The following is a 15,941-nucleotide window of genomic DNA, read 5'->3' on the forward strand; positions in this document are numbered from 1 at the left end:
TAAAAAAGGACGCTTTCCAGGTGGAAGGCGTCCTTTTTTATAGTGACAGCCGGATAATTAAATAAAAAGTCTTGCATACAAAGGGAGTACATAGAACTATTTTTCATTTATGACTTAATTTTCAATGTAATAAAAAGGGAGTCGGCCGATATAAACAGTAAATGATTGAAAGAGGTTTACAAAATTGAAAAAAACAGCAAAAAAAATCGCCAGAAAATCAATAGCCAAAAAACTTATCATTTCATTTTTACTGATCTTAATTATTCCGGTAGCAGTATTGGCCGCCGGCGCCTACCGTTCGGCGGCTTCATCCGTTGAAAAGCAAATGATGGAAAGCGCCGAAGGAAATGTGCAAATCTTAAACAATATGATTGATGACCGGATCGGAATGTTTACAAAAAGCTCTGCATATTTCAGCGAATGGGCGACAAGCGCTAAATTTAAAGAAAAAAACCAAACGGAAATGCAAGAAAGGTTCAAACAGTTTATTGAAAGCAATGATAAAGCGTCCGCCATATTTTCAAGCAGCAAGGAAGGAACGTTTACCCGTTATCCGCATGCCGATATGCCGGCCGATTTCAATCCGCTTGAAAGAAGCTGGTATCAGGAAGCCATGGAGAATAAAGGCCAAACCATCATCACGGACCCTTATGAGTCCATCTCAAACAAAAAGATGGTCGTCACCATGGCCCGCGCGGCGCAAGACGGATCAGGCGTCGTCGCCATTGATATAAAAATCGACGATCTCATCACGATGACAAAAGAAGTGAACATCGGAAAAGAAGGATACGCCTTTATCCTCAGCAAAAATAAAAAAGCCGTTGCCTACAGTGATGAAAAAGCCGGCGCGGCGGTATCGGGAAAATGGGTTGATACATTATACAGCGGGCAAAAAGGCGACTATGAATATACGCTGAACGGGAAAGCGAAAAAAATGGCGTACGTGACCAATGAAGCGACGGGCTGGAAGATCAGCGGAACCATGTCCGTGGATGAAATCAAGGATGCGGCAAGACCGGTTCTGACTCTGGCCGTTATCATATTGGCGATAGCCGTTGCCGCAGGGATGATTTTCATTTATTTTGTCATCCGCTCAATTACCAAACCGTTAAAACGTCTCGTAGCTTCAGCGGAAAAAATCAGCAGCGGAGATCTGACGGAAACCATTGATGTCAGCTCTCAAGATGAGCTCGGCGTGCTCGGTAAAAGTTTTAATCATATGACAGATTCACTCCGTTCGCTTATTCAGGGAATTCAGGACTCTGTTGAACATGTCGCTTCTTCCTCAGAGGAGCTGACGGCTTCGGCTGAGCAGACGAGCAAAGCAACGGAACATATCACCCTTGCGATTGAACAGTTTTCTAATGGAACGGAAGACCAAAGTGAGAGTATTGATAAAGCGACAGCACAAGTGAATGAGATGAAAGACGGGCTCAGCGATCTGGCGGAAGCGGCAGCCGTTGTGACGGAAACTTCAATTGAATCGGCGGAGATATCCGGCGCCGGTGAGCGGCTTGTCAAGAAAACAGCCGGCCAGATGGGCGCCATTGACCAATCCGTAAGTAAAGCGGAGCAAGTCGTACAAGGGCTTGAACTCAAATCGCAGGACATCACCAGCATTTTGCGCGTCATTAACGGCATTGCCGATCAAACGAATCTCCTTGCTTTAAATGCAGCCATTGAAGCGGCAAGAGCGGGAGAATACGGACGCGGTTTTTCAGTTGTTGCCGAAGAAGTGAGAAAGCTTGCCGTCCAATCCGCCGATTCAGCGAAAGAAATCGAATCCTTAATTCATGAAATCGTCAAAGAAATTCATACTTCGCTCGGAATGCTGGAATCCGTCAATCACGAGGTGAAAAGCGGACTTCAGTTAACGGACGAAACGGAAAAAAGCTTCCGGGACATTTCCGCTAAAACAAGTCAGATTGCCGGTGAACTGCAAAATATGAATGCAACCGTGGAACAGCTTTCTGCCGGATCTCAGGAAGTATCAAACGCTTCAGAGGATATCGCGGCAGTCTCCAGACAAAGCGCGGCCGGCATTCAGGACATCGCGGCTTCAGCTGAAGAGCAGCTTGCGTCCATGGAGGAGATCAGTTCCTCAGCCGTCACGCTGGAAAAAATGGCGGAAGAATTACGCGAACTGACAAAGCGTTTTAAGATAAACTCTTAATTAAGTCTAAAAGACTAATTTTGCAATAGGTAAAAAGTATGTTTCGTTATATTTCTTCTTTTTGGATGTGTATATTTACCCATAATTGCCGATATGAAGGGTAAACACGCAAGAGGAGATATAGCAGATGAAAAAAATTGTGCAAATCATCAAGCAGAGATCGCTTACAAGAAAACTGCTCATTTCTTTTTTGGCCATTCTCATTCTTCCTATTTCAACGCTGGCTTTTATCGCCTATCAATCGGCGGTAAGTACGCTTGACAGGCAGATGATGGGAAGCGCATTAGATAATGTGCAGCAGATTAACGATATGATCAACACAAGCATCAGCCAAAAGGAAGACGGAACGGCATATTTCAGCGACTGGCTCACAAAGGATCGGTACAAGCCGAAAAACCAATCGCAAATTACCGATAAATTCACAGAGTACATGAAGATTAATAAAGACGTGGAATCCATCTATACGAGTGACACGGAAGGACATTTCACACGGTATCCGGATCTGCAGATGCCTAAAGGATATAATCCGCTTGAAAGAGACTGGTATAAAAAGGCCGTGGAAAATAAGGGGAAAGTTGTTGTAACAGATCCTTACCGCACGGCTTCCACCAATACGATGGTCGTGACGGTCGTTCAGCAGACGAAAGACGGCTCAGGGGTCGTCGCCATCAATATGAAAATCGATGAGCTTCTGAAAACGACAAAGAAAGTGAACATCGGAAAATCAGGCTACGCTTTTATCCTGACGAAAGACAAAAAAGTGGTCGCCCACCCGAACCGTGCGTCAGGCACAGTATTAAACGGGGAGTGGGCTGAACAGCTGTTCACCAGCAAAAAAGGTGATTTTCAATACAAATACGACGGCCAGGAAAAGAAAATGGCTTATGATACGAACGGGCTGACAGGCTGGAAGATTACCGGAACAATGTATCTGGACGAAATTCATGAAGCGGCCCTGCCGATCCTTCATCTGTCCCTGCTCGTTCTCGTATTAGCGATTGTCATCGGAACCATCGTCATGGTGCTGATTATCCGTTCAATCACAAAACCGCTCAAGCAGCTTGTGACATCATCGAAACAGATCAGTGAAGGCGACTTAACAGAAACGATCGAAATTCAGTCAAAAGATGAATTAGGCGAGCTGGGCAAAAGCTTTAACAATATGGCCGCTTCACTCAGGTCTCTCATCCATGCCATTCAGGATTCCGTGAATAACGTCGCATCTTCCTCAGAAGAGCTGACGGCTTCAGCGGAGCAGACAAGCAAGGCAACGGAACATATCACACTGGCGATCGAACAATTTTCTAACGGAAATGAAAGCCAAAGTGAAAATATCGAAAGCGCGGCGGAACATATTTATCAAATGAACAGCGGGCTTAAAGATATGGCGAAAGCATCTGCCGTCATTACCGAATCCTCCGCCACATCAGCGGAAGTCGCCAATTCAGGCGGAAAGCTCGTCCACCAGACGGTCGGCCAAATGAACGTCATTGACCGGTCAGTGAAAGAAGCTGAACAAGTGGTGCGCGGACTTGAAACAAAATCAAAAGACATTACAAACATTCTCGGTGTCATTAACGGAATCGCTGATCAGACAAACCTTCTTGCGCTGAACGCGGCAATTGAAGCCGCGCGTGCGGGTGAATACGGCCGGGGCTTCTCAGTCGTCGCCGAAGAGGTCAGAAAACTTGCGGTCCAGTCTGCCGATTCAGCGAAAGAAATCGAAAGCTTAATTATAGAAATCGTCAACGAAATCAATACATCTCTCGGCATGTTCCAATCCGTCAACAAAGAGGTGGAGAGCGGACTGGATATTACGAATCAGACCGAAACGAGCTTCAAACGGATTTCTGAAATGACGAACCAGATCGCCGGAGAAATTCAAAATATGAATGCGACGGTAGAACAGCTGACAGCAGGATCACAGCAGATTTCAGGAGCTTCTGAGCAAATCGCGTCCATCGCAAAAGAAAGCTCCGCCAGCATTCAGGATATCGCGGCCTCTGCCGAAGAACAGCTGGCTTCAATGGAAGAAATCAGTTCGTCTTCGGAAACGTTATCCCAAATGGCGGAAGAATTACGTGATATGACGAAACGATTTAAAATAGATTAATAGATCATAGAACACCCAAATGTGCTGTTTGGGTGTTTTTTTTAGTTTTTTTAATAAATCTTTTGTCCTATCTGACGATATTAGATTTAGCTTTTCAAAGAAGGAGACTGAAAAAATGAAACAACTGATACATTGGATCAAACAGCCATCCATCAGCAAGCCGCTGATCGCGGCATTTTTAGCCGTATTGGTGCTTCCGGTCGGCATACTCGCCTACTTCAGCTACCAAACGGCGGGGAGTACATTAGAAAGCGAACTGACCCACAGCGCCCAGGGAAATGTCAGTGAACTGAACAGCGTGCTGGAAAACATGCTTGAGGGTAAGCTGAAAGCGATTGACTACTACAGCGAATCAATCACAAAGGAAAAACTGAACACGAAAAATAAATCGGTACTGCTCGACAATATGAAGCAGTATGTCACCGTAAATGGCGATGTCGCGTCAATTTACGCCGCGTCTCGCGACAAAGCGTTTGTGAAATATCCGTCCGCTGACATGCCGTCCGATTATAATCCGCTCACGCGCGAGTGGTATACAAAGGCGGTTGAAAAAAGCGGACAGCCGGTGTTTACCGAGCCTTATAAAGACGCTGCAACCGGACAGACGGTCGTTACGATTGCCCAGCAGACAAAAGACGGATCAGGCGTTGTGGCGCTTGATATTAATCTGGGCGACCTGCTGAACGCTTCCGAACGCGTCCAGATCGGTCATAAAGGATTTGCCTTCATTACAACGGGGGATAAAAAATACATCGCCCATCCGACTATAAAAGCGGGAACGGAAGGCTCCGGAGAGTGGACGAAAGAAGTATTTTCCAAATCAAGCGGATCGTTTGAATACATGTTTGAAGGACAGCAGAAGAAAATGGCTTTCACGACAAACAAACTGACGGGCTGGAAAATCGCCGGCACATTTTTTGTCAGTGAGATCCATGACGCAGCCTCGCCTGTCATGAAAATGGCGCTGATCATCCTGGCGGTTTCTCTTATCGTCGGCGGTATTTTAATCTTCTTTATCATTCGCTCGATTGCAAAACCGCTCAAAAAACTTGTCTCGACATCAGCTAAAATCAGTGACGGCGATTTAACGGAAGTCATTGACATCAAGTCAAAAAATGAATTCGGGCAGCTCAGCCAAAGCTTCAATGAGATGTCGGCATCACTCCGGTCTGTCATCGGCGTCATCCAATCATCCGTCGAACATGTCGCTTCTTCATCCGAAGAGCTGACGGCATCCGCCGGACAGACAAGCAAGGCGACAGAGCATATTACTCTGGCGATTGAACAATTCTCAAACGGAAACGAATCACAAAGCGAGAAATTGGAAGAAAGTGCCGATCACCTTTCCCAAATGAATGCCGGCATTGCCGAGACGGCGAATGTATCGGCGGAAATCACTGAATCCGCCATCCAAACCTCTGAAACGGCCGGAAGCGGAGAAGAATTAGTGGCGAAAACGGTCGGCCAGATGAAAACAATTGATCGTTCCGTACAGCAGGCGGAAGCCGTCGTAAAAGGGCTGGAAACGAAGTCGCACGACATTAAGAGCATTCTGAACGTTATTAACGGCATTGCCGATCAAACAAATCTGCTTGCCTTAAACGCGGCCATTGAAGCGGCAAGAGCAGGCGAATACGGGCGGGGCTTCTCCGTCGTTGCGGAAGAAGTGAGGAAGCTTGCCGTACAATCAGCCGGCTCCGCAAAGGAAATCGAAACGCTGATTCAGGAAATCGTCAAAGAAATCGCCACATCGCTTTCCGTATTCCAAGCGGTGAATCAAGATGTGAAGGAAGGCCTCGATATTACGGATCAAACGGCCGAAAGCTTCAAAAAAATCTCAGAAATGACGACTCAGATTTCAGGCGCCTTGCAGCATATGAACGGAACGCTTGAGCAGCTTGCAGCCGGGTCGCAAAATGTGACAAACGCAGTGGAGGACATTACCTCAGTCGCCAAAGAAGGGTCCGCCGGCATTCAAGACATCGCCGCCTCAGCTGAAGAGCAGCTGGCCTCCATGGAAGAAATCAGTTCATCCGCCGAAACGCTTGCGCATATGGCTGAAGAACTGCAGCAGGTCACACGGAAATTTACGATTCAGTCTGAAGACGAAGAACAGCTGTAACGAGCTGTTTCTTTTCCTCATCTGAAAAAAGCGATACACTAATATAAAAGAAGGGAGTGGCAGTGATGAGATTAGAAGGCAAAAAAGTTATAGCGCTTGTCAGTGACGATTTTGAAGACTTAGAGCTTTGGTATCCCGTCTATCGGCTGAGAGAGGAAGGCGCGATCGTTCATTTAATAGGAGAAGAAGCGGGCCGTTCATACAAAGGAAAATACGGCGTGCCCGCGACGGCGGATTACGATTTTAAGAGCCTGATTATTCAGGAGTATGATGCCGTGCTCGTGCCTGGCGGCTGGGCTCCTGACAAACTGCGAAGATATCCCGAAGTTTTGGACATCATCCGTACGATGAACGAGCAGAAAAAGCCGATCGGCCAGATCTGCCATGCGGGCTGGGTGCTTATATCTGCCGGAATTCTCGCAGGAAAAAAAGTAACGAGCACGCCCGGCATCAAAGACGACATGACAAATGCAGGGGCACAGTGGCTGGATGAAGCAGTCGTAACTGACGGCCACATTGTATCAAGCCGCCGCCCGCCCGACCTTCCGCAGTATGCAAAAGCGTTTGCTGACCTGTTAGCGTCCAAATAAAAAACATCCGCCCGAATCCGGGCGGATGTTTTTAGTTTTGATCGGCGGGAAAGACGATTCCGATTTGTTTTCTCGCTTCTTCCATAATGTTTGCCGTAATGAAAGAACGTTCAAATGTATTTTCGGAAGACTCCCGCTGTCCGTTTCGAAGAAGATTGATGAATTCAGCCGTTTCGTAGTACATCGAAGGTTTCAGATCAGGGACTGAAATGTCTTCCGTCCGGCCGTCACGATAGCGGATTTCCGCCCGTTCCGGTCCGTGAATGCTGTCCAGAACGATCGTGCCGTCTTCCCCCTGAATTTCCGCCGGGGCAAACGAATTTGAGATTTTCGAATGCATCAGCACCGCTTCAAATCCGTCGTATGACAGAATGACCGTGCCTTCGCCGTCAACGCCGGATGCTAGTTTATGACCGGTCGCAATGACGTTTTTCGGTTTGCCGAACAGGACGACGGCCGGATAAATGCAGTACACGCCGATGTCCATTAACGAACCGTTCGATAATTCAGGCTTAAACGCGTTAAGCACCGTACCGTTTTTATATGCATCATATCGTGATGAATATTGGCAGTAGCTTGCCGTGAATCTCCTGACGGGTCCGATTTTATGTAAGTGGTTTTGAAGCATGCTGAAGTTCGGCAGGAACGTCGTTTTCATGGCTTCCATCAAGAGAACGCCGTTCGTTTTGGCTGCGTGAATCATTTCATCCGTTTCCCTTGCGTTAGACGCAAACGGTTTTTCGCATAGTACATGCTTGCCGTGTTCCATAAAAAGGACCGCCTGCTCTTTGTGAAATGAATTCGGGCTGGCGAGATACACCGCGTCATAGGCTTTGCTTTCCGCCATTTCTTTCAGGCTGGTGAAATAATGAGCAGCGCCGTGTTTGCCGGCGAATTCCGCCGCACGTTCCTCAGTTCTGGAATAAACCGCCGTTAATTGAAAATCATCAATAGCAGAAGCCGCCTCCAGAAATCGTTCTGTAATCCAATTCGTTCCGACTGTTGCAAATCGAATCATTGCTATCGCTCCTTCTATGTATTGGCTTACATTATAGCTTTTTTTCAAAGAAACATAAATGGAAAAAAGGCTGCCAGCTAAACGGATAGGAAAAATTCCCATAGAGACCGGTTATTATTTTTCATTACAGGAACGATAGTGTACAATTTAAGTAAAATACATATGATGGAGGAACAATAGTGGAAACATTGCAAACATGGGGCGGCAGATTTAAACAGTTTTTCTTAGACAATAAATTTGTCTTGTTTTTGCTCGTATTGCTGCTCATCGGTCTCAATATCCTTGTCTTTATGAAGACATCATTTATTTTCACACCCATTATCGTCCTGCTCAAAACGATTGCGCTCCCCGTCATTTTGACAGGAATTGTTTATTATCTGCTTAATCCGATCGTAGATATATTGGAAAAAATAAGAGTGAAAAGAGTCTATTCCATCCTGCTCCTTTACCTCATTATTATAGGGCTGATTTCGATTACGGTCGTTTCAATTATTCCGTTTTTAAAGGAACAGATCATGAGCCTGATCGACAACCTGCCGAAATATGTGGACATCGTTGAAGATCAGACGAAAAGCCTGATCGGAAGCGATTTTGTAAATCAGGCGCAAAAGACGATGAATATCAACATTTCCGATCTTGCCAATAAAGTATCGGCGCAGGCGGCGACAATTGCAAACAGCACATTTACCGGAGTCGGGAATTTTATCGGCGCGCTGACTGAAGTGATTATTTCAATTGTGACCGTGCCGTTTATTCTGTTCTATTTGCTGAAAGACGGCAAAAAACTGCCGATCTATATCTTAAAGTTTGTGCCCACCCGTCTGAAAGAACAAACGTATACGATGCTGAGTGAAATGAACCACAGATTAAGCTCCTATATCAGAGGACAGGTCATCGTCAGCTTCTGCATCGGGTTTTTATTATTTATCGGCTATCTGATTATCGGACTTGATTATGCTTCCCTGCTTGCGGTCATTGCCGCTTGTACGAGCGTTGTTCCGTATTTAGGGCCGACCATTGCCATCACGCCGGCGATTATTATCGCGTTGGTCACTTCGCCTCTTATGCTGCTGAAACTTGCGATTGTCTGGACCGTTGTCCAGCTCGTGGAAGGGAAATTAATTTCGCCGCAGATCATGGGGAAAAATCTTCACATTCACCCGATTACCATCATCTTTGTTCTTTTAACTGCCGGAAAGCTGTTCGGGGTTGTCGGCATTATTTTAGCCATCCCGGGGTATGCGGTCATCAAAGTGGTCACGACCCATCTGTTTGATTGGTTCAAAATGCGCTCGCATTTATATGAAGAAGAAAAAAATGATGCTGTATCGAAGTCATAAAATCGGAACGGACATGATATTTATTATAAGACAGGCTTTCCTTCAAAGGAGAGCTTCTCTTTTGTAAATGATGAATGAAGGGAAGAATGGGATGACACTATGGGAAATGTTCACAGCAGCCGTTTTGGGAATCGTGGAAGGGCTGACGGAGTACGCGCCGGTTTCTTCCACGGGACATATGATCATAGCGGATGACATCTGGCTGAAATCCGGAAGCCTGATGAATCCGGAAGCCGCCAATTCCTTCAAAGTGGTGATTCAGCTCGGTTCGATTCTGGCGGTGGCCATTGTGTTTAAGGATCGGATATTACATTTACTCGGCCTCAAAAAAAACGTCACGCGCGATCAGCAGAAGGGATACAGGCTGACCATCGCGCAAATCGCCGTCGGTCTTGTTCCGGCGGCGGTGCTCGGCTTTTTATTTGAGGATTTCATTGACCGCTATTTATTCTCCGTCAGAACGGTCGCTTACGGATTAATTGCCGGAGCCGTGCTTATGCTTATAGCGGACTGGATCAATAAAAGGAAAGAAACGATCGATACGGTGGACAGAATCACCTACAAACAGGCTTTCTGTGTCGGATTATTCCAGTGTCTCGCCTTATGGCCCGGATTTTCCCGATCAGGCTCAACGATTGCCGGAGGTGTTATTGTCGGCTTGAATCACCGGGCAGCCGCAGACTTCACATTTATTATGGCGATTCCGATTATGGCGGGCGCAAGCCTTCTGAAGCTGGTGAAATACTGGAGCAGTCTTTCTTATGACATGATTCCGTTTTTTCTTGTCGGCTTTATCTGCGCCTTTGTCGTCGCCCTCTTAGTCGTCAAGTTTTTTCTTCGGCTCATTAACCGGATTAAGCTTGTCCCGTTCGCCATTTACCGTGTCATCCTCGGCATCATTTTAATCATGCTCGTGCGATAAACGAAGAGGCCCCCCGGAGGGTCTTCTTTTTATGTTCGAAAAACGTCTCAGGAAAATATGAGCAAACTGAATTTTCTGCTTGAAATTCATAGAAGAGTCATCTATAATAAAACATGACGTTACAGCACGGGGCCATAGCTCAGCTGGGAGAGCGCTACGCTGGCAGCGTAGAGGTCAGGGGTTCGAGCCCCCTTGGCTCCATACTAATAAAGCTTGATCTAAAGCCATTCTTGATACTTTCAAGAGTGGTTTTTTATTTGCTCTAATCTCTATTAGCAACAAAACGGCAACATTTGTGTCTGAGTTTTTAAAGTGGCAACACTGTATCTTATTTTAAGAAAAGAAACAAAAAAATGACCCCCATCATAGGTGGACAGTTTCATTGATCGCTGCAGGTTATCTATAAGTTTCTTTTGGGTTTAGACATAATGTGTTACATAGGTGTCATAAGTAAAGCCCGATTTTGCATGTCCAAGTCCAGAAAACCCCTACCTCCCCTCTAATTCAGTTGAGGTGAAAGGAAGTCTCAGCGGAAAAGTTAACGGACTTTATACAATATCTACAGAGACAAAGCCTATTGCGCCAGAAGCCGGAACAATTTGGGTCGATCCAAAGACTAATAAACAAGAGCTTTTTAATGGTGAAGAGTGGATTGTGTCTTCTGCGGGCTAGGCTGATTCATTAAATGGTTATACGGCTTCACCAGTATCCACGCCTAATCCAATACCTGTACGTAATGACCAAGGAATCATTACAGGTTCCATAGATGGCAACGCTGAGTTTTAGTGGTAAACTACACTCAGAATATGCGTTATCCTCTGATGTTCCTCAGATGGCAAAAGGAACGTATGTAGGTGATGGAACAATTAGTAAACAAATATTGCTGCCTTTCACTCCAACACATGTGAAAGTGTGGCCAGTCTCTTCTAATGATTCCATGTTATTAATTGATGAGACAGGAGGTTATACGTATCAGGTAAATGAAATGGGAATATCCCTAATTGGTGGAAACTCTACCTACGGAAGCATAAATGAACTAGGATTTATAACAGGCTCAGACAGCAATCAAAGAGGGAATAAATTAAATACAAAGTATATCTGGGAAGCATATAGGCATGTACATTAAAAAGGAGTATCCTTATTGGATACTCCTTTTTATCTATTAAAGCCCACTTTGTGGTAAAATTATAAATAAAAAACAAAGGGGCAATCTTTATTGAATACATCATCTTTAAAATATCAATTTAATATCAACTCTCGTCCTTTACAAGATGCCATGAAAGCAGTTTCCGAATCACAATTAGAGCTAATTAAATCTTATAAAAAACAAAATGTTGCTTTAAACAGAATAAGCTTCCTGCCTAAGATGTATACTTCAGATATCTTAAAATCATCAGGAATTGAATCTGCCATGGCTCAGCTGCGAATGACCTTAAAAGCAACAAATTATAAAGAAATATATTTTCAAGACATTAAAAACAAACTTGAAATCTCTAAAAAAAATTTAATGAACGCTGGTATCAATAAGCATAGAGTACAAATTGAAAGAGATTTAAAGCTAATTTTCAACGCATTAAACAGATCAAGTGATGATCTTCAAGCACAAATAAATGTTGTAAATGGTGAGGGACTATCCAATGATGAACTATTTAATGAATTAGAAGATCATCCAATAATCAATGAAGTCCAAGAAACAATAGACGCATTATCTAATAATGATGTGATCACAAGAGAAGAGTATTTTAGAGAATTAAATTTCATATGGAATTCATTTTTATCCGTCTTATCAAAAATTAAGCCGTATCTAATCCATACTTTTATAATTTTTATAAATATCTTTTATAATGACGTAGTATCTCCTGTTAACCAAGCGTTGACACAAAAGCATATAATAGATGAATTCACTGAGAAAAACCCAGATACAGTAACTGAAGCTAAAAACGTTTTAAAAGACATCCCAATGAATAAAGAACTTAAAATCAATTACAGAATGGTTATAAAAGATACATTAGTAGTTAGAACACATCCCAAAACAAAATCAAATGTAGCGTACGTATTAGACAAGTCATCAATTGTCTTTGTTGAAGAAAAGAAAAAGAATTGGAGCAAGGTTCTCTTTCGTAATGAAGCTGGTGAGGATCAAAGCGGATGGGTTTATACCCGCTATATTAAAAAACTTGATTAAAACTGATTCCCTTTTTTGTTTCAACTTTCTTTCTAAATAAAATTCTTCTTTTATGCAAAGACTTGACCGTTTTCGTACGATAATAAAATTACCTTGTAAATTATAAATTATTTTACCGCTTTATTCCATGGTAGAAATTGTGTCATGATGGATTTTGGTAGATAAAGTGTTTAACAGAAAGAGTGAGGGGATCAGCAATGAGTGACAAAAAATATGAATCTATACACTGGTTTACGTCAGTACTAGCGTTTTTATTAATAATTTTGAATAGTTTTTTTATAAAAATTGAGGGTGTAACTGTTGGTATCGCGATTGTATACATAGTGATCATGGGAATTGTTAGGAGTACATGGAAAAAAGCTTAGTGTGAAAAATATTTCTCTACCCAAAGGAAGTGTACCCATACCCCATTTGTTTATGGGAGCTTAAGTGCATTCATTTGTTTTATTACTGCCGTGGTTTTAGCTAATCATGACAACATACCTGGAATGTGGCTTGCTTTATTCGGAGTTTTTGCTGACATCATTACCCGCTTATTTGCAAAGAGTCAATATAACCATTTCTTCATTGTAATTCCTCCAAATTTGTTTGTTCTGTCTCTATATCGGACAAACCTTCCTAATTATAATTATAAAACCAAATATTGCAAAATTTCATTTTGGCATTTTAGGACAATCAAATACAGTTGTGTGGTTAAATTTAGTAGTATAACCTTAGAGGAGGGAATTTATATGGAAGAAGGGAAGTTAATTCACATGACTCTTAATGGAATAAAGGATGCTGTTTCTAAATACGGAACTTTTCCTATGTTCCAACATAGGGGCATGTCATGGAAGACGCTGCTTTTCAATTCAGAGATCCGGCCAGTCCTCAAGAAGTTAGCAATTTAGAAAAAAAGCTTGGGATGACTTTACCTAAAGATAAGGGTCGGCATCGGTATTGGCTAAGCGATAATTTTAGTACATTGGGCAAGTCCTTCACCATGCCGAAAACCGCCAATCATCGCGCCTAAAAAGTATAAACGCCATATTATAACTCCTGCTTTTGGAAAATTGCACAAGTGACAAATAAGGGTGCATTTATCTAGTTTTAATCTGTTTAGACAGGATAAGTCAAATATCGACAAAAAAGATTATGACCACAAATTCAAAGCAAGAAACGAAAGACCCCAAGCTAATATACCGAACATCACAGAGAACCTAAGACAAGTTTCAAATTTTGTAAGCCCTCGCTCTCTTTTTGTTTTACCTAATTTCCAGTAAAGAGCATAGCCGGAGAACACCAAAATGATTACTCCGAGTCGAGACACATTTTCCAAAAATTTTATACCATCCATTGATTTTCACCTCGTTTATTTATGAGAAAAAAATAAAGTAGACTTGTAGAGAGTCTACTTATAAACCTATTCCAAAGTAAACACTTTCATAGAGCTTAAAGCATTTGAGTGATAAAGTAATGCTCATTTTAAAATGACACATCCTTAATCCCTCCCATTTATATTCCCCATACATTAGTTTTATTATCGCAAATTGAAAGGACATTTCCAACATTTAAGTGAAAATAAGTAATCTGTAATAAGTCTAATAGTATAGAAATGATGTTCCCTTTATTCAACAAAACCATGATCATTTTCCGGTATACCGCAAAAAACTGTGTTTATTTGACTAAACATATTATGGAAATGTTAGAATATTATATAAAAGGAGGAGTGGCCTTGTGAGTTCTGTTTTACCTTCATCAGAGGTAGGCGTTAAGATTAATGAATGGTACAAAATGATACGTCAGTTCAGTGTTCCGGATGCGGAGATTTTGAAAGCGGAAGTGGAACAAGAAATAAATGAGATGGAAGAAGACGAGTATCTACTGATTTACTACACCCTCATGAAATTCCGCCATCAGCTCATGCTGGATTATTTAGAACCGGTGACTACCCGTGTGAGACCGACAATTGACGAGTTGCTGGAAAAAATCGAAGCATCAAATAAAGGAATTTCCGGCCTGCTGTGCTATTACTCTTTATTTTTCCGCGGCATGTATGAATTTGATCAAAAGCAGTATGTAAAGGCGATCGGCTTTTATAGAGAGGCTGAAAAACAACTCGTTCATGTGCATGATGAAATTGAGAGAGCGGAATTTCATTTTAAACTGGCTGAAGCATATTACGGTATGAAACAAAGTCACGTCTCTATGCATCACGTAAAGCAAGCACTCGATATTTACGAGCAGTATGAGTTGTATAAAGTCCGGAAAATTCAATGTCTATTCGTCATCTCTGGGAATTATGTTGACTTTAAACGCTTTGAAAAAAGTTTGCCTCATTTAGAAAAAGCTTTAGAGTTGTCGAAACAAGTAAACAATAATGAAAGGCTGCTCAGTTCTGCTTATTACAACATAGGAAAGAATTACGAGAGACCTAGAAGAATACAGTAAAGGCTGAAATCTACTTAAAAAAAGCAGCGGAGATATCTGAAAAGTATAAATTGGGTAACCTTCCGCATTCCTTGTTTACATACGCAAAGCTTCTATTTAAACAAGGGAAAACAAGCGAGGCGATTCAAATCAGTAAAAAGGGACTTTCATCAGCGATATATCAAGGGGATAAGCTGTTTGAATCTCTGCAAAAATATTTGGAGGCTTTATATATTAATGCAATAGACCAATTGGGAATCAAAAAAACAATTGATTACCTTGAGAAAAATAAAATCTATTCGTATGTAGAAGATATTGCTCTTGATACGGCTGCTGTTTATGCAGAATCAAAGCAATATGACAAATCTTATTTTTATCATCAAAAAATGATTCAAACGCAAAAACAAATTCAGAGGGGAGAATGCCTGTATGAATTTTAGAAAAGGCGTATTTATCATTGTATCGGCTGTTGTTTTAATGTCAGGGGCCGGTCTAACGGCATCGTCTGTTTCATTTGATGGATCTTATCAAGTTTCATCTGATCGTAATCAAACCTAAGAAGGAGAGTGCCAGTATGAAAAAAAGCATCTTCATTATTTTGGGTCTGTCGTTATCTTTTATATGCGAAGTGGGTGTGAACTCAGTAGAAAAACAAGCACAAGATACAATCAAAGTAGCTTCAGATCGCCTTCAAACTTGAACAGCTTAAGCCTTTTCTTCGGAAAAGGCTTTTTTCCTTTCTTCATTATATTGTTTCAAAACATCCACTTGTTTTTATGCTTATCCCACTTCAGCACACACTGCCTCATGAGGTTCTTCACTGCTTCCCGGATAGCGCGTTTATCCTTGCCGGTTTTTCTCTTCAATTCATCCAAGGAGGGGTTTTTCCTGAATTGGATCTAAAGATAATCCGGTACACTTTTCGTTCAAAATCAGTCATTTGATCATCTCTTAACTTCATAAGTCTCAACGGATAAAAGAGAATCAAATACAATAATGTATCCCCCTTTAAGTTCTTCACACGAAATTCCTTCCGTAGGTGGTCCCGTAATGAACTGCGCAGATAACC

10 protein-coding genes, 1 tRNA gene and 4 pseudogenes are annotated in these 15,941 nt (G+C 42.5%); 12 read left to right on the forward strand and 3 right to left on the reverse strand.

The features are described from left to right. The first annotated feature begins 184 nt into the window (after positions 1-184). From tlpB (C5I45_RS04940) to C5I45_RS04955, 4 genes are all read left to right on the forward strand, one after another. Positions 185-2,173: a methyl-accepting chemotaxis protein gene (gene tlpB, locus C5I45_RS04940; protein ID WP_015387801.1), complete on the forward strand. Its 1,989-nt coding sequence runs from the start codon at positions 185-187 to the stop codon at positions 2,171-2,173. A 127-nt stretch (positions 2,174-2,300) separates the two neighbouring features. Next, the gene (gene tlpB / locus C5I45_RS04945; RefSeq protein ID WP_003152139.1) at positions 2,301-4,286 is read left to right on the forward strand and encodes a methyl-accepting chemotaxis protein; all 1,986 of its coding nucleotides are present in this window, start codon (positions 2,301-2,303) and stop codon (positions 4,284-4,286) included. A gap of 115 nt (positions 4,287-4,401) precedes the next feature. Beyond that, complete coding sequence (tlpB, locus tag C5I45_RS04950; protein ID WP_003152141.1) at positions 4,402-6,408, forward strand: methyl-accepting chemotaxis protein; 2,007 nt, start codon at positions 4,402-4,404, stop codon at positions 6,406-6,408. Between the two features lie 65 nt (positions 6,409-6,473). Beyond that, positions 6,474-6,998 (forward strand): type 1 glutamine amidotransferase domain-containing protein, encoded by a 525-nt coding sequence (locus C5I45_RS04955; RefSeq protein ID WP_003152143.1) that lies wholly within the window; start codon positions 6,474-6,476, stop codon positions 6,996-6,998. A 31-nt stretch (positions 6,999-7,029) separates the two neighbouring features. Here the strand turns inward: C5I45_RS04955 and C5I45_RS04960 are convergent, their stop codons facing one another. After that, complete coding sequence (locus C5I45_RS04960; RefSeq protein ID WP_107994258.1) at positions 7,030-8,016, reverse strand: Gfo/Idh/MocA family protein; 987 nt, start codon at positions 8,014-8,016, stop codon at positions 7,030-7,032. A 179-nt stretch (positions 8,017-8,195) separates the two neighbouring features. On the opposite strand from C5I45_RS04960, the gene C5I45_RS04965 reads away from it, so the two are divergent. The 6 genes and pseudogenes from C5I45_RS04965 to C5I45_RS20140 form a co-directional block, all read left to right on the forward strand. After that, positions 8,196-9,356 carry an AI-2E family transporter gene (locus tag C5I45_RS04965; protein ID WP_014305691.1) on the forward strand — a complete coding sequence of 387 codons (1,161 nt, stop codon included), beginning with the start codon at positions 8,196-8,198 and terminating at the stop codon, positions 9,354-9,356. A gap of 91 nt (positions 9,357-9,447) precedes the next feature. Beyond that, the gene (locus C5I45_RS04970) at positions 9,448-10,278 is read left to right on the forward strand and encodes an undecaprenyl-diphosphate phosphatase (RefSeq protein ID WP_007613337.1); all 831 of its coding nucleotides are present in this window, start codon (positions 9,448-9,450) and stop codon (positions 10,276-10,278) included. A 128-nt stretch (positions 10,279-10,406) separates the two neighbouring features. Continuing rightward, a tRNA-Ala gene (locus tag C5I45_RS04975) sits at positions 10,407-10,479 on the forward strand. Positions 10,480-10,728: 249 nt separating this feature from the next. Continuing rightward, positions 10,729-11,404, forward strand: a pseudogene (locus C5I45_RS04980) (DUF7361 domain-containing protein); the annotation flags it as partial. A gap of 90 nt (positions 11,405-11,494) precedes the next feature. Then, on the forward strand, positions 11,495-12,463 hold the full coding sequence (locus C5I45_RS04985) for an SH3 domain-containing protein (protein WP_234415025.1): 969 nt from the start codon (positions 11,495-11,497) through the stop codon (positions 12,461-12,463). A gap of 731 nt (positions 12,464-13,194) precedes the next feature. Next, positions 13,195-13,385 (forward strand): annotated as a pseudogene (locus C5I45_RS20140) (SMI1/KNR4 family protein); the annotation flags it as partial. A 210-nt stretch (positions 13,386-13,595) separates the two neighbouring features. Here C5I45_RS20140 and C5I45_RS19875 read toward each other — a convergent pair. Beyond that, a complete protein-coding gene (locus C5I45_RS19875) occupies positions 13,596-13,799 on the reverse strand; it encodes a hypothetical protein (protein WP_107994259.1) in 204 nt (67 codons plus the stop codon). A gap of 380 nt (positions 13,800-14,179) precedes the next feature. Between C5I45_RS19875 and C5I45_RS05000 the strand changes: the two are divergent. Both C5I45_RS05000 and C5I45_RS20090 read left to right on the forward strand, forming a co-directional pair. Continuing rightward, a pseudogene (locus C5I45_RS05000) lies at positions 14,180-15,312 on the forward strand (response regulator aspartate phosphatase). A 134-nt stretch (positions 15,313-15,446) separates the two neighbouring features. Beyond that, positions 15,447-15,572, forward strand: coding sequence for a hypothetical protein (locus tag C5I45_RS20090; RefSeq protein ID WP_015387808.1), 126 nt, complete (start codon positions 15,447-15,449; stop codon positions 15,570-15,572). 55 nt (positions 15,573-15,627) lie between these two features. Here the strand turns inward: C5I45_RS20090 and C5I45_RS19880 are convergent. Then, positions 15,628-15,812: pseudogene (locus C5I45_RS19880) on the reverse strand (hypothetical protein). Positions 15,813-15,941: the final 129 nt, after the last annotated feature.

The organism is Bacillus sp. ZY-1-1, from assembly GCF_003047165.1.
Taxonomy (GTDB): domain Bacteria; phylum Bacillota; class Bacilli; order Bacillales; family Bacillaceae; genus Bacillus; species Bacillus velezensis.